22 protein-coding genes are annotated in these 17192 nt (G+C 62.8%); 12 read left to right on the top strand and 10 right to left on the bottom strand.

All coding sequences use genetic code 11. The features are described 5' to 3' along the window. The first annotated feature begins 80 nt into the window (after positions 1-80). The 5 genes from FJQ89_RS26880 (at position 81) to FJQ89_RS26900 (ending at position 3797) form a co-directional block, all read left to right on the top strand. A complete protein-coding gene (locus FJQ89_RS26880; RefSeq protein ID WP_141172397.1) occupies positions 81-710 on the top strand; it encodes a phasin family protein in 630 nt (209 codons plus the stop codon). A gap of 138 nt (positions 711-848) precedes the next feature. Continuing rightward, positions 849-1520, top strand: coding sequence for a TetR/AcrR family transcriptional regulator (locus FJQ89_RS26885; protein ID WP_034758777.1), 672 nt, complete (start codon positions 849-851; stop codon positions 1518-1520). A 41-nt stretch (positions 1521-1561) separates the two neighbouring features. Beyond that, positions 1562-2335 carry a tetratricopeptide repeat protein gene (locus FJQ89_RS26890; protein ID WP_141172398.1) on the top strand — a complete coding sequence of 258 codons (774 nt, stop codon included), beginning with the start codon at positions 1562-1564 and terminating at the stop codon, positions 2333-2335. An 11-nt stretch (positions 2336-2346) separates the two neighbouring features. Next, positions 2347-2892, top strand: a complete 546-nt coding sequence (locus FJQ89_RS26895) for an LOG family protein (RefSeq protein WP_168208596.1) — start codon at positions 2347-2349, stop codon at positions 2890-2892. A 308-nt stretch (positions 2893-3200) separates the two neighbouring features. Beyond that, positions 3201-3797 (top strand): PEP-CTERM sorting domain-containing protein, encoded by a 597-nt coding sequence (locus FJQ89_RS26900; RefSeq protein ID WP_141173012.1) that lies wholly within the window; start codon positions 3201-3203, stop codon positions 3795-3797. Positions 3798-3883: 86 nt separating this feature from the next. Here FJQ89_RS26900 and FJQ89_RS26905 read toward each other — a convergent pair whose 3' ends face one another. The 3 genes from FJQ89_RS26905 to FJQ89_RS26915 form a co-directional block, all read right to left on the bottom strand. Next, positions 3884-4396 (bottom strand): YgjP-like metallopeptidase domain-containing protein, encoded by a 513-nt coding sequence (locus FJQ89_RS26905; RefSeq protein ID WP_071078582.1) that lies wholly within the window; start codon positions 4394-4396, stop codon positions 3884-3886. Between the two features lie 143 nt (positions 4397-4539). Beyond that, complete coding sequence (locus tag FJQ89_RS26910) at positions 4540-4935, bottom strand: KGG domain-containing protein (RefSeq protein WP_141172400.1); 396 nt, start codon at positions 4933-4935, stop codon at positions 4540-4542. A 33-nt stretch (positions 4936-4968) separates the two neighbouring features. Next, complete coding sequence (locus FJQ89_RS26915; protein WP_141172401.1) at positions 4969-5481, bottom strand: phasin family protein; 513 nt, start codon at positions 5479-5481, stop codon at positions 4969-4971. 345 nt (positions 5482-5826) lie between these two features. Between FJQ89_RS26915 and purU the strand changes: the two genes are divergently transcribed. Next, positions 5827-6708, top strand: coding sequence for a formyltetrahydrofolate deformylase (purU, locus tag FJQ89_RS26920; protein WP_141172402.1), 882 nt, complete (start codon positions 5827-5829; stop codon positions 6706-6708). A 50-nt stretch (positions 6709-6758) separates the two neighbouring features. Further along, positions 6759-7301 carry a YaeQ family protein gene (locus FJQ89_RS26925; RefSeq protein ID WP_071078577.1) on the top strand — a complete coding sequence of 181 codons (543 nt, stop codon included), beginning with the start codon at positions 6759-6761 and terminating at the stop codon, positions 7299-7301. Between the two features lie 64 nt (positions 7302-7365). Here the strand turns inward: FJQ89_RS26925 and FJQ89_RS26930 are convergent, their stop codons facing one another. Next, positions 7366-7914: a helix-turn-helix domain-containing protein gene (locus FJQ89_RS26930; RefSeq protein ID WP_141172403.1), complete on the bottom strand. Its 549-nt coding sequence runs from the start codon at positions 7912-7914 to the stop codon at positions 7366-7368. 141 nt (positions 7915-8055) lie between these two features. On the opposite strand from FJQ89_RS26930, the gene FJQ89_RS26935 reads away from it, so the two are divergent. Together FJQ89_RS26935 and FJQ89_RS26940 are read left to right on the top strand one after the other, a co-directional pair. Further along, positions 8056-8871: an aldolase gene (locus tag FJQ89_RS26935; RefSeq protein WP_141172404.1), complete on the top strand. Its 816-nt coding sequence runs from the start codon at positions 8056-8058 to the stop codon at positions 8869-8871. Between the two features lie 26 nt (positions 8872-8897). After that, a complete protein-coding gene (locus FJQ89_RS26940) occupies positions 8898-9785 on the top strand; it encodes a dihydrodipicolinate synthase family protein (protein ID WP_141172405.1) in 888 nt (295 codons plus the stop codon). Here the strand turns inward: FJQ89_RS26940 and FJQ89_RS26945 are convergent. Beyond that, the gene (locus FJQ89_RS26945) at positions 9782-10567 is read right to left on the bottom strand and encodes a head GIN domain-containing protein (RefSeq protein WP_141172406.1); all 786 of its coding nucleotides are present in this window, start codon (positions 10565-10567) and stop codon (positions 9782-9784) included. The two genes, FJQ89_RS26940 and FJQ89_RS26945, sit on opposite strands and share 4 nt — an antisense overlap. A 188-nt stretch (positions 10568-10755) precedes the next feature. On the opposite strand from FJQ89_RS26945, the gene FJQ89_RS26950 reads away from it, so the two are divergent. Then, positions 10756-11391, top strand: coding sequence for a class I SAM-dependent rRNA methyltransferase (locus FJQ89_RS26950; RefSeq protein WP_096234638.1), 636 nt, complete (start codon positions 10756-10758; stop codon positions 11389-11391). 154 nt (positions 11392-11545) lie between these two features. Here the strand turns inward: FJQ89_RS26950 and FJQ89_RS26955 are convergent, their stop codons facing one another. Together FJQ89_RS26955 and FJQ89_RS26960 are read right to left on the bottom strand one after the other, a co-directional pair. Continuing rightward, positions 11546-12820 (bottom strand): c-type cytochrome, encoded by a 1275-nt coding sequence (locus tag FJQ89_RS26955; protein WP_141172407.1) that lies wholly within the window; start codon positions 12818-12820, stop codon positions 11546-11548. After that, the gene (locus tag FJQ89_RS26960; protein WP_141172408.1) at positions 12817-13545 is read right to left on the bottom strand and encodes a c-type cytochrome; all 729 of its coding nucleotides are present in this window, start codon (positions 13543-13545) and stop codon (positions 12817-12819) included. Before FJQ89_RS26960 ends, FJQ89_RS26955 begins: the two co-directional genes overlap by 4 nt. A 150-nt stretch (positions 13546-13695) precedes the next feature. Here FJQ89_RS26960 and FJQ89_RS26965 point away from each other — a divergent pair, with 150 nt between their 5' ends. After that, positions 13696-15114 carry an aminotransferase-like domain-containing protein gene (locus FJQ89_RS26965; protein WP_141172409.1) on the top strand — a complete coding sequence of 473 codons (1419 nt, stop codon included), beginning with the start codon at positions 13696-13698 and terminating at the stop codon, positions 15112-15114. Positions 15115-15205: 91 nt separating this feature from the next. Continuing rightward, a complete protein-coding gene (locus tag FJQ89_RS26970; protein ID WP_205704538.1) occupies positions 15206-15553 on the top strand; it encodes a DUF4870 domain-containing protein in 348 nt (115 codons plus the stop codon). A 21-nt stretch (positions 15554-15574) separates the two neighbouring features. Here the strand turns inward: FJQ89_RS26970 and FJQ89_RS26975 are convergent, their stop codons facing one another. Genes FJQ89_RS26975 through FJQ89_RS26985 form a run of 3 tightly spaced genes read right to left on the bottom strand, consistent with a single transcriptional unit; the run spans position 15575 to position 17182 of the window. Further along, positions 15575-16000: an SMI1/KNR4 family protein gene (locus FJQ89_RS26975; RefSeq protein ID WP_141172410.1), complete on the bottom strand. Its 426-nt coding sequence runs from the start codon at positions 15998-16000 to the stop codon at positions 15575-15577. Positions 16001-16021: 21 nt separating this feature from the next. After that, a complete protein-coding gene (locus tag FJQ89_RS26980; protein WP_141172411.1) occupies positions 16022-16669 on the bottom strand; it encodes a 3'-5' exonuclease in 648 nt (215 codons plus the stop codon). 9 nt (positions 16670-16678) lie between these two features. After that, positions 16679-17182 (bottom strand): ProQ/FINO family protein, encoded by a 504-nt coding sequence (locus FJQ89_RS26985; RefSeq protein ID WP_243136299.1) that lies wholly within the window; start codon positions 17180-17182, stop codon positions 16679-16681. Positions 17183-17192 lie beyond the last annotated feature (10 nt).

Here is a 17192-nt window from a genome sequence, read left to right on the forward strand (position 1 = left end):
AGACTCCCGTCTCTAGTTTTGCTCTCTAGAATAAAAGCATCCATGAAGTGGCATGGCCTTTCATATGACGGGAGCGGGCGATGGTGAAGAAATTGAAGGAATTGACGGAAGACAAGGAATTGGCGAGCGCCGTGCGCTCGTCCGCGCAGCAGATCTGGCAAGCGGGCCTCGGTGCCTTCGCCAAGGCGCAGGAAGAGGGCGGGCGCGTGTTTTCCAAGCTGGTCAAGGAAGGCACGGAATTCCAGAAGCGCGCCGAAGACAAGGTGGCCGATGTCGGCGACAGCGTCAGCAAACTGGCCGATGGCGTGGGCAAGCAGGCCAGCGGCTCCTGGGACAAGCTGGAACAGGTGTTTGAAGAACGCGTGGCGCGTGCCCTGGCCACCATCGGCGTGCCGATGCAAAACGACATCGCCGCGCTGCATGCCAAGATCGATGCCTTGAGCTTGCAGGTGGCAGCGCTGTCGGACAAAGCCACGCCGGCGCCCAGGCCGAAGGCTGTGGCCAAGCCCGCCGTGAAAGCGGCGCCGAAAAGCGTAGCGAAAGCCGTGCCGAAGGCAGCACCGAAGGCCAGCGTTGCCAAGACCCCGGCCAAGGCGGCAGCTACGGCGGCACCGCGCGCCGCAGCCAGGCCGGTGAGCAAGCCAGTGAGCAAAGCGGTGAGCAAACCCGCCGCGAGAGCGGCGGCGAAGAAAAAAGCAGCGCCGGCCTGAGCTGGCGCAGCATTCCTCCAGCCTGCTCGCGCAGGCTTTTTTTTGCCTGCGTTTTTCACCTGCGCCATGGGGCGCAGTGTTTCATTTCGGCTATCTTAGGTGGTATGCTTGCGGCAGAACACAGAGAGATTGCCCGCCATGCTACAAAAAGCACCACGCCGTACCCGCGAACGCATCCTGGAGTTGTCGCTGCGCCTGTTCAATGAGTTTGGTGAGCCGAATATCACGACGACCGTGATTGCGGAAGAGATGAATATTTCGCCGGGAAACCTGTATTACCACTTCCGTAACAAGGATGACATCGTCAACTCGATCTTCGTCCAGTTCGAGGCGGAAATCGAACGCATCCTGACCGTGCCTGACGGGCGCCGTTCGAATATCGAGGATGTCTGGCTGTATTTGCACCTGATGTTCGAACTGATCTGGCGCTACCGTTTTTTCTATCGCGACCTCAATGATTTGCTGTCGCGCAACCGCAAGCTGGAACTGCACTTCAAGCTGATCCTGGCGCACAAGATCAAGGTGGCCACGCAGCTGTGCGAAGATTTGCGCAGCGAACAGTCTTTGGAAGCGTCGGACATGGAAGTGGCCGCGATGGCGACGAATATGGTGGTCGTCGCCACGTACTGGCTGTCGTACGAATATGTGCGCAACCCGCGCAAGTACAGCGAGCAGCAATCGATGTCCGATGCGCTGGCACGCGGCTGCTACCAGGTGTTGTCCCTGATCGGCCCGTATTTGCGCAATGAAACGCATTTGCTGTTTCGCAAACTGTCGGAAGAGTATGTGACCAAACTCAAGAACGACTGACGCGGCTGCTGGCGCCACGTCGTCATTTACAGGAGAGATATATGGCTTGGAAACAATTCCCCTATCCGGACGCAGCCTATGTCTACACGCCGCAAACCCTGGAAGCGGCCTGGGCGCGCCTGCATGCGGGCGATGTGGAACCGTTTCCCACGCACCCTGCGCTGGTGCAAGCCTGGCTGGCCTTCCACGCGGGCGACTTTGAACGCGCCGTGAAGCTGGGTCTGGCCGTCGGCGTGCCCGGCTATGCGGTGGCGCACAAGGCGACCTGCATCTATGCCACGCACCTGGAAGTGGAGGACCGCCAGAAACTCGACATGTACGAAGAAGTGGCGGAGCGCTGCGAGCGCCAGCAGAGCGAACAGCCGGACAACCCGGCCGGCTACTACTGGCATGCCTATAGCCTGGGCCGCTGCGCGCTGGGCACCTCCGTCGTCAAGGCCCTGGCGCAGGGCATGGGCGCGCGCGTGCGCAATAGCCTGGACCGCACGATGACGGTGGCGCCCATGCATGCGGAAGCGCATATTGCGTTTGGGATTTATCATACGGAAATTATCGACAAGGTCGGCGCCATGATCGGCAGCCTGACCTATGGCGCCAACAAGGAAGATGGCTATCAGCACTTCAAGACGGCGCTGGCCCTGACGCCGTATTCGGCGCTGGCGCATAGCGAATATGCGCGCGCCTTGAGCATGCTTGATGGAAAGAAAAAGCTGGCGGAAGCGCTGGCCCTGTATGAAAAGGCGGCCGAGTGCGTGGCACTGGACGCCAAGGAACGCCTCGAGGTCGAGGCGGCGATCGATGAATTGAAAGGCTAGGGAATACTGTGATCAAGGCTTTATGTGTGTACTGTGGCGCCAACGCGGGCGTCTCGCCCGACTATGCGGTGGCGGCGCGCGAACTGGCGCGCGTACTGGTGGCGGAAAATATTTCACTGGTGTATGGCGGCGGCAAGGTCGGCCTGATGGGCGTGATCGCCGATGAAGTGCTGCGCCTGGGCGGCGAGGTGACGGGCGTGATTCCCACCCAGCTGGTTGAACGCGAAGTGGGCCACATGGGCTTGACGCGACAGTTCATCGTGAAGGACATGCACGAGCGCAAGGCGATGATGGCCAGCCTGTCCGACGCCTTCATCGCCATGCCCGGCGGCTATGGCACCCTGGAAGAGCTGTTCGAGATGCTCACATGGGCCCAGCTGGGCTTGCACGCCAAGCCCATCGGCTTGCTCAATGTCGACCGTTTCTATGATGGCTTGCTGGCGTTCGTGGATAACGGCAAGGAACAGGGCTTCATCCGTCCGCAGCACGCAGCTTTCCTCAATGCCGACGCCGATCCCGCCGCGCTGGTGCAACGCCTGAAGGAATGCGTGCCCTAAGTTCCCGTATGGAGTCTCATCAGGAGCCATGCACGGCGGTGCATGGCTTTTTTATTTCCGTACGGGAAGATTGATCAATCTCAATAAATTGATTAATAAAAATGTGTCCATAATATTTCTCTTGATGCATGTTTTTTTGAAAATGAAGATGCTTTTTATGTAAGCATGTGGTCTACTTGCATGGTTCACAAGACAGGCATGTCGGATCGCCGCTGGGCGCATGGTGCCGCCCCCCGCGATGCCGGTATGTCGTAAGTTGCCACGACCTCGCTACTTCATCATCTTGAAAGGATGTTATTTTGAAACCTATGACCTTCTTGCGCGCGACCGCTGTTGCCGCCATTCTCGCCGCCGCCGGTGGCGCCCAGGCGCAAACCACCACTATCACTTTCGATCCGCTGGAACAGCCGGGTTACCTCAGTTCCGTGTTCCCCTCGTATTCCGAAGGCGGCTACAATTTCGACAGCAGTTTCCTGGGCCTGTTGAGCTCGCCGCGTCAGAGCAGCCTTGCCTACGCCGGCTCGGCCGGCCTTGGAGCCACGGCACTGTCGACGACAACGCTGAGCCGTGCTGACGGCGCCGCCTTCTCGCTGAGCTCGATCAGCCTGGCGGACTTCGTGAGCTGGCCTGGTCCCTACGACGTTACCTTTGTCGGCCACCAGGTGGGCGGCGGCACGGTGACGCAAACCTTCAACCTCAACGGCAGTCATACTTTCAGCAATTACACGTTCACGGGCTTCGATAACCTGTTGTCGGCCTCGTGGAAAGAGGGCGCCTTCCATACTTTCCAGGTTGACAATATCGCCGCCAGCGTGAGCCCCGTGCCGGAACCTGCCACGTACGGCATGCTGCTGGGCGGCCTGGGCTTGCTGGCCTTTCTGCGCCGCCGCAAGAACGCCGCCTGAGTCTGAATTGGCGCCGGCCCTGCCGGCGCACACGCAAAAAAGCCGCCTGTACCAGGCGGCTTTTTCATGCTGGTCGGCACCGGCCGTCACGACCACAGGCGCTGGCCCGACAGGTCGAGCTGGGTCAGGTACAGGCGCACGTCGAATTCGTACTGGTGGTATTGCGGTTCCATATACGTGCACAGCTTGTAGAACGGCTTGTCATGTTGCTTTTCTTTTACATGCGCCAGTTCGTGCACGGCGATCATGCGCAGAAATTCCAGCGGTACTTCCTTGAACATGGTGGCCACGCGGATTTCATGCTTGGCCTTGAGCTTGCCGCCCTGCACACGCGAGATCGAGGTATGCAAGCCCAGCGCATGCTGGATCACGTGGATCTTGCTGTCGAACGCCACTTTGTTGATGGGCTCGGCATTGCGCAGGAATTCATTCTTCAAGTCTTGCACGTACTGGTACAACGCCTTGTCGTTGCGCACATCGTGCGCATTCGGGTAGCGTTTTAACAGTACTTCGCCCAGCTTGTCCTGCGCGATCAGTTGTTGCACTTGCGCTTGCGTTTGTTCGGAATAGGCGCTCAGGTATTTCAGGGATGGCTGCATGCGGGGAAGGGCGGGGCGGGGCGCGAATGTGTCAGTAAGGCGAGAATGTACCATACCGCCGCGCCCCGCGCTGCGCCAGTCCCGGCACGGGGCTGCCAGGGCCGCCCCGTGCCGTCATCAAGCCGCGTGCCAGGCCAGCCAGGTCAGCCCTTGTCGTCTTCGTCCTTGTTGCCCTGCCGGCTGGCCTTCGACTGCTGCTCGGCGCCGCCGCCGCGTGCCGCCGTGCTGCCGCGGCTTTCATTGGCGCGCTGCGCCGATTGCCGGCTTTCGCCGCCCTTGCGGCCGATTTCCGCCATGTGTACACGGTTGCGGCTGACGGCTTCACCGCCTTTCTGCCCGGCCCGGCGTGCTTCTTCCGAGTCGAATTCATGCGCCGTACCCTTTTGATGGGCTGCCTGACCGCCCTTGCTGGCAATTTCGCGTTGCTGCTCCTCGTTCATGGCGGCAAAGCCGCGCTTGCTCGTGCCTTTGCTGCTGCCCGGTTCGCCGGCTTTCTGGCTGCTGCCAGCGCCTTTGCCCTGCTCATTACTGTTAGCCATGTCGCTCTCCTTGCTGTCGGGTGGGGGCACTGTTCAATGCGCCTGATCGGATTGCCTGCCGGTCTCGCGGCCTTGGCCCGCGCCATCGCGGTGGCCCGAGGCATGCATTTTTTCGATCATCTCACGCTGGCGCTGCGTGGCTTTTTCCGTTTCTTCGGCCGTCTTGCGCACCACTTCATCGGCGAAGGCCACGGCCGTGCGGCTCGCTTCGGGCAGGTGGTTCTCTGCCGTGCGGTTCATCTCGACATTGGCGTTGGCGACCAGGTTGCCGAGTTGCTGCTGGTACTGGCGCAGCTTGTCGCTGCCCGGCTGCAACTGGGCTGCGGCCAGCGACATGAACTCGCCCGTGTCGCGCGCAGACAGCAGTTGCTGGCTGGCGTTGCTCCATTCCTGCAGCAAGTCTTGCGCCAGCCGCAGATGCAGCTCGCTCAGTTGCTGCGCCGTATCGAACAGCTTGCGCGATAGTTCCGTGGCGAAATTGCACTGGGTCTCCAGGTGGGACTTCAGGGCGGGGCTGAGACTGGGGGGGGTACTGTTGGTGAACATGTTCTACCTCAATGAAAATCTGGTCCGAGAAACACCCGGTGTACCGGATGCGACGTGTGCTGAAACAAGCAAAGAGATAGACGCCGGATGGCGTGCCAGGTTCCACGCCGGAGGCGGGTTTGGTGCGAGAATGGCGCCTTGCAGCCTGAAAAAAGCGATGACTTTGTGCCAGATCAAAGGAACGTCAATCAGCTTGTCACCGCAGGTAGCCATGCAGCTTGCGTGGAAAATGCAGGTTTACAGGCCCGGCCGTGCGACAATAGCTGGCTCGCGGCAGCGCAGCCGATGGCCGGCGCGCGTGGCTGAGCCGAGCATAGCCCACCTTTTTTGCCTTATTCCGCGACCATGACGCATCCTGAATACATCCTGACCCTGTCCTGCCTGGACCAGCGCGGCATCGTGCACCGCGTGTCCGGCTTCCTGGCCGAACACGGCTGCAACATCCTCGATTCGGCCCAGTTCGGCGACCAGGAATCCCAGCTGTTCTTCATGCGCGTCCATTTCGCGCTGGAAGACGTCGCCGTCAGCGACGCCCAGTTGCGCAGCGACTTCGCCGACCTGTCGCAAGTCATGCAGCTCAATGGCCAATTCCATGGCCAATTGCACGATGCGCGTGTCAAGCCGCGCGTCATGCTGATGGTGTCGAAGATCGGCCATTGCCTGAACGATTTGCTGTTCCGCTACAAGAGCGGCTTGCTGAACGTGGAAATCCCCGCCATCGTCTCGAACCACATGGAGTTCTACCAGCTGGCGGCCAGCTACAATATTCCCTTCCATCACTTGCCACTGGCGGCCGGCGCGCCGGAAGCGGCCAAGCTGGCGCAGGAAGCGAAGATCATCGAGCTGATGGACACGCACAAGATCGACCTGGTGGTGCTGGCGCGCTACATGCAAATCCTCTCGCCCGGCCTGTGCCATGCGCTCGACGGGCGCGCCATCAATATTCACCATTCCTTCCTGCCCAGCTTCAAGGGCGCCAAGCCGTATGCGCAGGCGCACTTGCGCGGCGTCAAGCTGATCGGTGCGACGGCCCATTTCGTCACGGGCGACCTGGATGAAGGCCCGATCATCGAGCAGGATGTCGAGCGCGTCGACCATGCGATGGATGCCGACACTCTGACGGCCATCGGCCGCGACGTCGAATGCGTGGTGCTGGCGCGCGCCGTGAAATGGTTCGTCGAGCACCGCATCCTGAAAAACGGCGACAAGACCGTGGTATTCCGCTGATACCGCCGCCCGTACCATATTGACATCCACTTTACCGAGACAGAAACACGATGGCCCTCAAAGCAACAATTTTCAAAGCCGATCTGCAGATCGCCGACATGGACCGCAATTACTACCAGGATCACGCGCTGACGCTGGCGCGCCACCCGTCCGAAACGGATGAGCGCATGATGGTGCGCCTGCTGGCGTTCGCCATCCACGCCGACGAGGCGCTGACCTTCACCAAGGGCTTGTTCGACACGGAAGAGCCCGACCTGTGGCAGAAAGACCTGACGGGCGCCATCCAGTTGTGGATCGAAGTGGGCCAGCCCGACGAAAAGCGCATCCTGAAGGCCTGCGGGCGTTCGGAGCAGGTCATCGTCTATAGCTATGGCGCAACCAGTCACATCTGGTGGAAGCAGATTGCCAACAAGCTGGAACGGGCGAAGAACCTGACCGTGATCAACCTGCCATCCGAGGCGGCGCAAGACATGAGCAAGCTGGCGCAGCGCAACATGCAGCTGCAATGCACGATCCAGGATGGCCAGATATGGCTGACCGACAGCGTCAACACGGTCTTGATCGAGCGCGAACCGGTGAAGCCGGCGCGCTGATTTTGACTGTTTGAAACGCAAAAAGCCCGGATCGCTCCGGGCTTTTTGCGTTGCGGTAGCGCTTTTATGGGGCCGCGTCTTCGTCGTTGCTGACGATCACCAGCAGCTGCGCCTGCTGTGCGCCGATGCTGCGCGTGCGGTGCGGAATCAGGGCGTTGAAATACACGGAGTCGCCCGTTTGCAACTGCACGGTTTCCTGGGGAAACTCGATTTCAATCGTGCCCTGGTGCACGAACAGGAATTCCTCACCGGCATGTTCCTTGAAGGCGGAGGCCACGAAATCGGGCGCCGGATACACCATGAAGGGCAGCATTTTCTTCGGTGCCACGCCGGCCGCGATGCTGGCGAAATGCGGCAGTGGCGGCATCGCACCCGCGCTGCCCGGATCGCCGGCGCGCGTGATGGTGACGGCCGCTTGCTGGTAGCTGTCGCTGAACAGTTGCTCCACGTCCACCTGCATGGCGTGCGACAGTTTCAGCGCCACAGCGATCGAGGGCACGCTCAGGCCCCGCTCCACCTTGGACAGGTAACTCTTCGTCAAGCCGCTTTTTTCCGCCAGCTGGTCCAGGGTCCAGCCCTTGTGTTTTCTCAGCAGTTTCAGACGCATAGCCATGGTTGCATCAGTCGATTTAAAAAAACTATTGTACCTCATGACACAAAGTGTCCTAAAATACACTCAGTTTCCTTGGATTGGGTTGCGCGGCCACTGCCGTGCATGCCGGGAAGCGTAGTCAGCATGAGTGAAGGAAAGACGATGCAGAAAAATACTCCGTATGAAGTCGCCGCCCCGGGCGCCAGCCTGGCCTTGTCGAAAGACGCACTGGTGGCCATCGCCGAGCGGCGCCTGGCCAGCGTCACGCAGGACAGCCCGTGGTCGGTGCGGCAAACCCTGGCGCTGTCCTGCCGCATTCTGTTCGATGGCGGGCATGATTCCGGACTGGCAGGGCAGATCAGCTGCCGTGGCGGCCAGGACGGCACGTTTTACACGCAACAGCTGGGCCTGGGCTTCGATGAAATCACGGCCAGCAACCTGATCGAGGTTGACCACGACCTGCGCGTGGTGCACGGCGAGGGCATTCCCAACCCGGCCAACCGCTTTCACAGCTGGATCTACCGCCAGCGCCCGGACGTGGCCTGCATCATCCACACGCATCCCACGCACGTGGCGGCGCTGTCGATGCTGGAGCAGCCGCTGATCGTGTCGCACATGGATACCTGCCCCCTGTTCGACGATTGCGCCTTCCTGCCCTCGTGGCCGGGCGTGCCGGTAGGAAATGAAGAGGGCGAGATCATCGCCGACGCCCTGGGCGACAAGCGCGCGATCTTGCTGGCCCATCACGGCCAGCTGGTGGTGGGCCGCACGGTGGAAGAGGCGTGCATGCTGGCATTGCTGATGGAACGGGCCGCCCGCCTGCAATTGCTGGCCATGGCTGCCGGCACCATTTTGCCGCTGCCGCCGGCCCTGGCGCGCGAGGCGCACGACTGGATTTCCACGGCGCGGCGCGACAGCGTGACCTTCGCCTACTACGCCCGGCGCGCCCTGCGCCAGCATGCCGATTGCCTGGCTTAACGACATTTACTGGAGGACACCACATCATGCAAACCTTATTTCAAGGCATCATTGCCTACCCTGTCACCCCGTTCACGGCCGATGGTGGCGACGTCGACTTGCCGCGCCTGCAGCAACTGATCGAGCGCCTGATCGCCGATGGTGTGCACAGCATCGCCCCGCTGGGCAGCACGGGCGAGAGCGCCTACCTGCAGGACGGGGAGTGGGATGCCGTGGCCGCCACCTCGCTGGCCGCCGTCGCCAGACGGGTGCCCACGGTGGTGGGTATTTCCGACCTGACCACGGCGGGCGCCATGCGCCGCGCCCGCTTTGCGGAAAAGCAGGGCGCCGACGCGGTGATGGTCTTGCCGGTGTCGTACTGGAAATTGAGCGAGGAAGAAATCGTGCGCCACGTGGCGCGCATCGGCGATGCCGTGGGTATTCCGATCATGCTGTACAACAATCCGGCCACCAGCGGTATCGACATGTCGCCCGAGTTGATCGTGCGCATCTGGCGCGACGTGCCGAATGTGACGATGGTCAAGGAAAGCACGGGCGACATTCAGCGCATGCACCGGCTGGCGCAGCTGAGCGGGGGTGAGTTGCCGTTCTATAACGGCAGCAACACCCTGGCCTTTGCCGCGCTGGCGGCCGGTGCCCGCGGCTGGTGCACGGCCGCGCCCAACCTGCATGCGGGCTTGCCGCTGGCCCTGTATGCGGCCGTGCAGGCGGGCGACTTGCCGCGCGCGCGAGAACTGTTCTTCCGGCAATTGCCGTTGCTGCAATGCCTGATGAAAGGGGGCTTGCCGCCCACCGTCAAGGCGGGGCTGGCGCTGCGGGGCTTTGATGTGGGTACGCCGCGTGCGCCGCTGCAGCCGCTGGGCGAGGCGGCCACGCGCGAGCTGGCCGCCGTGCTGGCCAGCCTTATGGCTTAATTCGGCGCAGCGCCCAGGCGCTTGATGCTGCTGGAGCGCTGCATGCTGCGGCTGATGCGCGGGTCGCCGTAGTAGCTCACTTCGCCCGAGCCGCCGATGCTGATGCTTAAGTCATCCTTGGCCCACACTTGCGCCTCGCCCGAGCCGCCGATGCTCACCTGCACCTCGCGCGCGGCCAGGCGGCCCGCCTGGATGTTGCCCGAGCCGCCGATCGATGCCGTCAGCTGTTCCGTCTTGCCGCTGGCCTTGAAGTTGCCGCTGCCGCCGATGGCGACAGCCACCGCGCGGCTGTCGAGGTCGCGCGCATTGATGGAGCCCGAGCCGCCCACGTCGAAGCGCAGTTTCTCGGCGCGCAAGCCCGTTGCCGTGACGTTGCCCGAGCCGCCCACGCTGATGCGCTCCACCTGGCGCGCCTGGATGACGATGGTCAGGCTGCTCTGGCGGAAGTTGGCGTTGCGCTTGGCGGGCCGGATGCGCAGGGTGCCGTTTTCCACCGCCGTCTCGATCAGCGGCAGGATATTGTCGTCGGCCTCGATGGTGACGCTGTCCGTATTGCCGATACGCAGCTCGACCGTGCCCGGCACGTTCAGCGCCACGCCATGGAAGCTGCCCACTTCGCGTGTCTGTTTTTGCAGCTTGCCGCTGCCCTGGATGCTGTTGCCGGAGATCCAGTCGAGCGGCGACGCCAGCGCCGGCGCGGCCGGGATGGCCAGGGCGCAGACGGCCAGCAGCAGGGCGGTAGCGGCACGGGCATGGCGTGGCTGGAAAAGTGTCGGTGTCATTCTTGCTCCCTGTTTTGAATTGGACTGCATGCATGGTATGCCAGCCGGTGGCGCCTGCGCAGCGCGCTGCGACGGACTGCGCCAGCAGCGGCATGGAATGCAGGAGGATGCGACAGGATGGCATGAGGTATCATGCCGGTATTGGACATACGACGAGCGGTACGCGCCGCTCACACTACTGGAATTACATGCTGATCATCACCATCAAACAGGGCAAGGAAAAGAGCTTGCTGGGCCAATCGTGGATTTACGCGTCCGCGATTGAAAAAGTCGAAGGTAAGCCGCAGGAAAAAATGAAGCCCGGCTCGACGGCCATCGTGCAAAGCTCGTCGAAGCAATTCATCGCCCGCGCCGCCTACAATTCGAAGTCGCAGATTCGCGCGCGCATCTGGAGCTTCAAGGAAGACGAACCGGTCGATCACGCGCTGATCAAGCGCCGCGTCAAGGCTGCCATCGAGAAAAAGCTGCCAGCCATCAAGAAGGCGGGCGAAAACCAGCTGTTGACCCTGATCAAGGGCGAAGACGAGGGCTTGCCCGGTCTGGTGGTGCAGCTGTTTGGCGGCGTGCAAGGCTATCTGATCTGCGAATTCAATGCGGGCGGCGTCGACGCGTGGAAAGTGGCCATCGTGCAATCGCTGATGGCGTCCACCGCTTGCGTCAACGTGTACGAGCGCTGCGACGACCTGATGCGCAAGGGCGAAGGCTTGCCCCTGATCGACGGCGCCCTGGCCGGCGAAGAGCCGCCCGATGAAGTCATGCTGACGGACAACGGCGTGCGCTATGCGCTGGATCTGAAGACGGGACATAAGAGCAAGTTCCGTTGAGAGCGGCTGCCTGACAAGAAAAAAGCCGGCGCGAGCCGGCTTTTTTACTTCATATGCGTGTCTGCAAAACGTTCAGGGCAAGGCGCATCGACGCAGACAGTACGAGTAGTACGGCAAGGAGATGCAACGCCGCCATGGACGTTTTTCAGGCGCGCTACTCCAGCGGCACGCTGCGGTAGCGATTCACTTCCAGTGCGCTCACCGCCGGCGCATCATTGCCCCACGAAGCGCGCAGATACGTGACCACGGCCGCCACCTCGGTGTCATCCATGACGGGGCCGAACGGCGGCATGCCGTAGGGACGCGGGTTGCCGGTGGTCCCCGGCGCGAAGCCGCCGTTGAGCACGAGGCGGATGGCGTTGACGGCCGAGTCCGTCGTCAGCGCGCGGTTGCCGGCCAGCGGCGGGTAGCCGGGTGGCACGCCCTTGCCGTCGGCCTGGTGGCAGCTCGCGCATTGCGCCTCATACAGTTTCGCGCCCAGCGCCAGTTGCTGCCGACCTTGCTCCGAGGTGTCGCGCGGCGCCTTTTTCGCCGCTTGCGCGGGGCCGGGCAAGCTTTTCAGGTACACGGCCATCGCCTGCACGTCGGTGCTGCCCATGTGCTGCAAGCTTTGCCGCACCACCTCGGCCATGGGGCCGAAGACGGTGGCGCGCGGCGAGACGCCCGTTTGCAGCAATTCCACGATATGCGCCGTGTCCCAGTCACCGAGGCCTGCTTCCGCGTCCGACGTCAGCGAGGGCGCATACCAGCCCAGCACGGGGATCAGGCCGCCCGACAGGCCGTCGTCGCTGCCGCCCAGCGTGGTGCGGCTGCTATGGCAGGCGCTGCAGTGGCCCAGGCCCTGCACCAGGTAGGCGCCGCGGTTCCATTCCATGCTTTTAGTCGTGAGCGGCTGGTATACGCCCGGCTTGAAATACAGCGCGCGCCAGGCGGCCAGCGCGATCTGCTGGTTGTAGGGGAAGCGCAGCGCGTGCGGTGCGTTCGCCTGCCTGTGCGGCGGCACGCTCTGGAAATACGCGTACAGCGCGTCGCTGTCCTCGCGCTGCACCTTGGTGTAGCTGGTGTAGGGAAAGGCCGGATACAGCAGCCGGCCATCCTTCGACTTGCCATTGTGGATGGCGCGCCAGAAATCGTCTGCCGTCCAGCTGCCGATGCCCGTTTCCTTGTCGGCCGTGAGGTTGGGCGAGAGCACCTTGCCGAACGGCGTCTGCAAGGCCCGTCCGCCCGCGTAGGGCACGCCGCCACGCGTCGTGTGGCATGCCATGCAGTCGCCCGCCTTGGCCAGGTAGGCGCCGCGCGCGACCAGCTGCTGCGGGCTCAGGGTGCTGGCAACGGCGGGCGGGCCGATGTCGTCGTCCGGGTACAGCAGGAACTTGGCGCTGCCGCCGGCGATCAGCACCAGGCCTGCCGCGATCATCCATTTCTTCATGGCGCCACCTGCGCGGTAGAACCTGGCACGCCGCCACAGTGCAGCGGCAAGGGCAGGGCGATGCCGCTGGCGGGACGCGCGTCGGCGCTGGCCACCTGCGTGCCCAGCCAGGCCGAGACGGCGCCCACATCCGCGTCCGACAGGCGCTGCGCCACTTGCGCCATGCAGTCGGGCGCATGGGCGCGGCGGATGCCGTTCTTCCAGGCGCCCAGTTGGGCGTTGATGTAGTCGCGCGGCAAGCCCAGCAAGCCGGGGATGGCGGGCGCCACGCCGGCCAGTTTCTCGCCATGACAGGAGATGCAGGCGGGAATCTTTTTCCCACTGTCGCCGTGCAGCACCAGCTGCTTGCCACGCGCCAGGGCTGTCGCACCGGCGCTGCTGGGCTGGGCCGGCGGCGGGGCAGGGTGCTGCGCCGCAAAATACTCGGCGATTTCACGCAGGTAATCGTCCGGCAAGTGCTCGACCATGTAGTTCATCATCGGATACTGGCGCCTTCCCTCGCGGAAATTGAGCAGCTGGTTGTACAGGTAGCCGGCCGGCTTGCCGGCGATGCGGGGAAAGAAGGCGTCGTGGCGTTCCTTGGGCGCATGGCAGGCCGTGCACGCCTTGATGCGCTGTTCCAGGCTGTCGTGGCCGACTGGCACGCTGGCCGGTGCGGCCAGCGCCATGCCGGGCAAGGCGCAAGCCAGGGCCAGCACCAGCACAAGGGGGGAATGCGGTAGCATGGAGAGTTGCATGGGGAAATAACCTGTCTCGTCGGTCGGTGGCGTGCCGGTGTTGCTGCCCGGATGTTGTTACCCTAGCATATAACGGGCGCTGTCACTGTGACAGGATCAGTTGTGCAATAAAAATACGGATCAGTTTGAGGAGCAGGGTTGAAACGATATGAAGAATTGGCGGAAGAAGTCGCCGCCATGATCAGCACGCAGCTGTTGCTGCCTGGTGATAAGTTACCTTCCGTGCGCCAGCAGCATGCGCGCAGGGGCGTGAGCCCGTCGACGGTGTTCCAGGCGTATTATTTGCTCGAAGCGCGCGGCATGATCGTCTCGCGCCCCCGCTCCGGCTATTACGTGGCGCCGCAGCGCGCCGCGCTGGCACCCGAGCCAGACAGCTCGCGCCCGCTCGACGCCAGCACCACCGTCGATGTCAGCGACCTGGTCTTCGAGGTGCTGGGTGCCGTCGGCGCGCGCGATATCGTGCCCTTCGGCTCGGCATTTCCCAGTCCGCATCTGTTTCCGATGGAACGGCTGGCGCGTGCCGTGTCGGCCAGCATGCGCCGCCTCGACCCCTGGAGCACGGTCACGGATTTATCCCTGGGCAATGCGGAATTGCGCCGCCAGATCGCGCTGCGCTACCAGCTCGACGGCGTGCTCGTTTCCAGCGACGACATCGTCATCACGAATGGCGCGCTGGAAGCGCTGAACCTGTGCCTGCAAGCCGTCACGCGGCCCGGCGACACGGTACTGATCGAGTCGCCCAGTTTCTATGCCTGTTTGCAGGCGCTGGAGCGGCTGGAACTCAAGGCCGTCGAGATAGCCACCAGCCCGCGCGACGGCGTCGACCTGGCGGCGCTGGAAGAGTTGCTGCAACGTCACCAGCCCAAGGCGTGCTGGCTGATGACGAGTTTTCAGAATCCCCTGGGCAGCCTGATGCCGCCGGAAAAGAAACGCGCACTGGTGGCACTGCTGGCGCGCCATGGCGTGCCGCTGATCGAGGATGATGTGTATGGCGAGCTGTATTTCGGCAAGCAGCGCCCCGGCCTGACGAAAAGCCATGACAGTGCGGGTCTGGTCATGCATTGCAGTTCGTTCTCGAAGACGCTGGCGCCCGGTTTTCGCCTGGGCTGGGCCGTGGCGGGCCGCTACGCGCGCCAGGTCGAGCGTTTGAAACTGACCACCAGCCTGTCGGCGCCGATACCGCTGCAGATGGCGCTGGCCGATTACCTGGCGCACGGCGGCTACGACCGCCATTTGCGCCAGCTGCGGCTGACCCTGGCGGCGCAGCAAAACACCATGCTGCAAGCCATCGCCGTGCATTTTCCGCCCGGCACGCGGGTGACGCGGCCGCAGGGCGGCTATTTCGTCTGGGTCGAGATGCCTGCCGGCATCGATGCGCTGGCCTTGCACCGCAGCGCGCTGGCGGCCGGCATCAGCATTGCGCCCGGCCCCATCTTTTCCGCCACGCGCGCGTTCCGTCATTGCATCCGTCTCAATTACGGCCACCCGTGGAGCGCGCAGCTGGAAGAAGCCATCGCCACGCTGGGGCGGCTGGCGCTGGCGGCAAGCGGCGCGTGAAAAAAAAGTCCCTTGCGGCAGCAAGTGTTTCATTCCAAAAAGAAATATTGCTGTTATATTGATGTATCTATAACTAGTGATGGGAATGATAATGGATAACACGCAGCCGGAAGTGGGTCGTACGCAAGATACGACGCTGGCCATTTTGTCCCACGTTGGCGGCTTGTTCACCAGCTGGGTGGCGCCGCTGATCATTTATTTGATCAAGAAGGATGATGCGGATAAATTTTCGGCCGAGAACGCCCGCGAGGCGCTGAATTTCCAGATCACCCTGATCATCTGGTATTTCGCCTGCTTCATCCTGTCGTTCGTGCTGATTGGCCTGTTCCTGTTCTGGGTAGTGGCGCTGGCCAACCTGGTGTGCTCGATCGTCGCGGCCGTCAAGGCCAGCAATGGCATCACTTACCGTTATCCCTTGACCTTGCGCCTCGTCAAATAAGCTTGCGCCGGCCGCCGGGTTTCATCCCGGACGGCCGGGCAGGGCCAGGAAGGCGGCAAAGTCGGGCGCCACCGTGCTGGTGGCGCCTGTTTCGTGCGACCACAGCACGACCACCGGTTCACCGCTCGGCCCCGTTTGCGCATAGTCAAAGCAGTAATAGTCGCCCGTGCCGAACTGGGCAAAGGGCAGCAGGGTACTCGCATCGTTGCCGCCATCCACATTCTCCAGCCATTCCTGCCAGCTCGTGTTGTAGTGGCGCGCTATCGATTCCCACGTCTTGCGCGCATTGGTTTCATCGTAGACGGGAAACACGCTCAAGGCGCCCAGCGCGCGGCCATTGTTTGGCAATAACCATTGCACGTAGGACGCGGGCAGCGTTCGCCCCAGCGCCTGTTCGGCGGCGGCGATCGCTGCCAGGCTGGTACCGATGGACTTGTTCTTGCTCATGCTGCAGGATGGCGCGCCGGCTCAGGCGGCGATAGGCGGCGGGACAGGTGGCGTGCTGGCGCGCAGGGCTTTTTGCGGCGTCACTTTACCGCCGTCGGCGATCCAGCGGCGGTACACGCGCAGGGCCACTTGCGCATCGTCGGCCGCGTACAGGATCTGCTTTTCCGTCAGGCGCGAGGTGGCCCAGTTGGTGGTGGAGATTTTTTTCGATTTCTGCAGATGCAGGCCGAAGAACTTGGCCACGGCTGTCTTGGCGCCCAGGTCGTTGCGCTGGCCGCCGCGCAGGGCGACGGACAGGTCGAGCACCTGAACGGGAACAATGCCCAGTTTGTTGCGCAGGCGCTTGACGTCGTCGGACAGGCCAAAGCCCACCTTCAGGGTGGTGGTCGATTCGAGGATGGCTTTCAGTTCGGCCAGGGCCGGCGCAGGCGTGCTGCCCACCTGGAACAGGTAGGCGATGTCGTCGGTGGCCAGCTGGATCAGGTGCGGCCCCGTGGAGGACTCGCCCTTGACAAACGTCGGCTTCGATTCCGTATCGAAGCCGATGGCGTCCGCGGCCAGCAGGGCGGCCATGGCCGCTTTTGCATCGTCACTGGTGCGTACCAGCTTGACGTGCTCGAGTGCAATGCCTTGATACGGGGGCAGTGGCGGTGCGGCAGCTGTGTCCATGAAACCGGATCAGCCTTTGCGCGAGAATTTCGCGGTCAGCTGATTCAGTTTTTCCAGGCGCAAACGGTCCGCTTCTTCGGCCGCCGCCGCGTCGCGTTCGGCTTTCTTGCGCTCGGCTTCTTTCTTGAAGCGCTGCTGCAATACTTGCGTGGCGTGGTCGCGGTGGGTTTGCGTCACTTCCGCGCCGGCAGTGCCGTCGAGGTCGTAGCGGATCTTGGCTTTTTCCATCATGCGCAGGTAGCGCAGCGAACCCGTGTGGATGCCCAGCGCCGTGCGCATCAGCTTGCGGTCCAGGTCCGGCAGGCGCGCCAGGATCTGCTTGTCGATACCGATCGACAAGGGCAGGCAATCGCGGAAAGGCGGGAATTGCTCCTGGAACTGCTTCAGCAGCGCGCGCGCGGTCAGGCCGGCAGGTGCCGGCGTGGTCGCCGCTGCGGCCGGTGCCGCCGCTGGGGCTGCATCGACTGGCGTGTCAGGAGTGGTGGCTTGCTGGTCTGGCGTGGAGCTGGTCATCGACATCATT

Origin of the sequence: Janthinobacterium tructae (assembly GCF_006517255.1) — a bacterium.
In the GTDB taxonomy this organism is placed as follows: domain Bacteria; phylum Pseudomonadota; class Gammaproteobacteria; order Burkholderiales; family Burkholderiaceae_D; genus Janthinobacterium; species Janthinobacterium tructae.

What these genes read in the sequence shown, in the direction of transcription:
- FJQ89_RS26975 (WP_141172410.1), bottom strand. Translation starts at nt 16,000, where the DNA reads ATGAGCAAGAACAAGTCCATCGGTACCAGCCTGGCAGCGATCGCCGCC.
- FJQ89_RS26900 (WP_141173012.1), top strand. Translation starts at nt 3,201, where the DNA reads ATGACCTTCTTGCGCGCGACCGCTGTTGCCGCCATTCTCGCCGCCGCC.
- FJQ89_RS26985 (WP_243136299.1), bottom strand. Translation starts at nt 17,182, where the DNA reads ATGACCAGCTCCACGCCAGACCAGCAAGCCACCACTCCTGACACGCCA.
- FJQ89_RS26955 (WP_141172407.1), bottom strand. Translation starts at nt 12,820, where the DNA reads ATGAAGAAATGGATGATCGCGGCAGGCCTGGTGCTGATCGCCGGCGGC.
- FJQ89_RS26905 (WP_071078582.1), bottom strand. Translation starts at nt 4,396, where the DNA reads ATGCAGCCATCCCTGAAATACCTGAGCGCCTATTCCGAACAAACGCAA.
- FJQ89_RS26945 (WP_141172406.1), bottom strand. Translation starts at nt 10,567, where the DNA reads ATGACACCGACACTTTTCCAGCCACGCCATGCCCGTGCCGCTACCGCC.
- FJQ89_RS26930 (WP_141172403.1), bottom strand. Translation starts at nt 7,914, where the DNA reads ATGGCTATGCGTCTGAAACTGCTGAGAAAACACAAGGGCTGGACCCTG.
- FJQ89_RS26880 (WP_141172397.1), top strand. Translation starts at nt 81, where the DNA reads ATGGTGAAGAAATTGAAGGAATTGACGGAAGACAAGGAATTGGCGAGC.
- FJQ89_RS26910 (WP_141172400.1), bottom strand. Translation starts at nt 4,935, where the DNA reads ATGGCTAACAGTAATGAGCAGGGCAAAGGCGCTGGCAGCAGCCAGAAA.
- FJQ89_RS26960 (WP_141172408.1), bottom strand. Translation starts at nt 13,545, where the DNA reads ATGCTACCGCATTCCCCCCTTGTGCTGGTGCTGGCCCTGGCTTGCGCC.
- FJQ89_RS26890 (WP_141172398.1), top strand. Translation starts at nt 1,562, where the DNA reads ATGGCTTGGAAACAATTCCCCTATCCGGACGCAGCCTATGTCTACACG.
- FJQ89_RS26915 (WP_141172401.1), bottom strand. Translation starts at nt 5,481, where the DNA reads ATGTTCACCAACAGTACCCCCCCCAGTCTCAGCCCCGCCCTGAAGTCC.
- purU (WP_141172402.1), top strand. Translation starts at nt 5,827, where the DNA reads ATGACGCATCCTGAATACATCCTGACCCTGTCCTGCCTGGACCAGCGC.
- FJQ89_RS26935 (WP_141172404.1), top strand. Translation starts at nt 8,056, where the DNA reads ATGCAGAAAAATACTCCGTATGAAGTCGCCGCCCCGGGCGCCAGCCTG.
- FJQ89_RS26940 (WP_141172405.1), top strand. Translation starts at nt 8,898, where the DNA reads ATGCAAACCTTATTTCAAGGCATCATTGCCTACCCTGTCACCCCGTTC.
- FJQ89_RS26980 (WP_141172411.1), bottom strand. Translation starts at nt 16,669, where the DNA reads ATGGACACAGCTGCCGCACCGCCACTGCCCCCGTATCAAGGCATTGCA.
- FJQ89_RS26970 (WP_205704538.1), top strand. Translation starts at nt 15,206, where the DNA reads ATGGATAACACGCAGCCGGAAGTGGGTCGTACGCAAGATACGACGCTG.
- FJQ89_RS26950 (WP_096234638.1), top strand. Translation starts at nt 10,756, where the DNA reads ATGCTGATCATCACCATCAAACAGGGCAAGGAAAAGAGCTTGCTGGGC.
- FJQ89_RS26925 (WP_071078577.1), top strand. Translation starts at nt 6,759, where the DNA reads ATGGCCCTCAAAGCAACAATTTTCAAAGCCGATCTGCAGATCGCCGAC.
- FJQ89_RS26885 (WP_034758777.1), top strand. Translation starts at nt 849, where the DNA reads ATGCTACAAAAAGCACCACGCCGTACCCGCGAACGCATCCTGGAGTTG.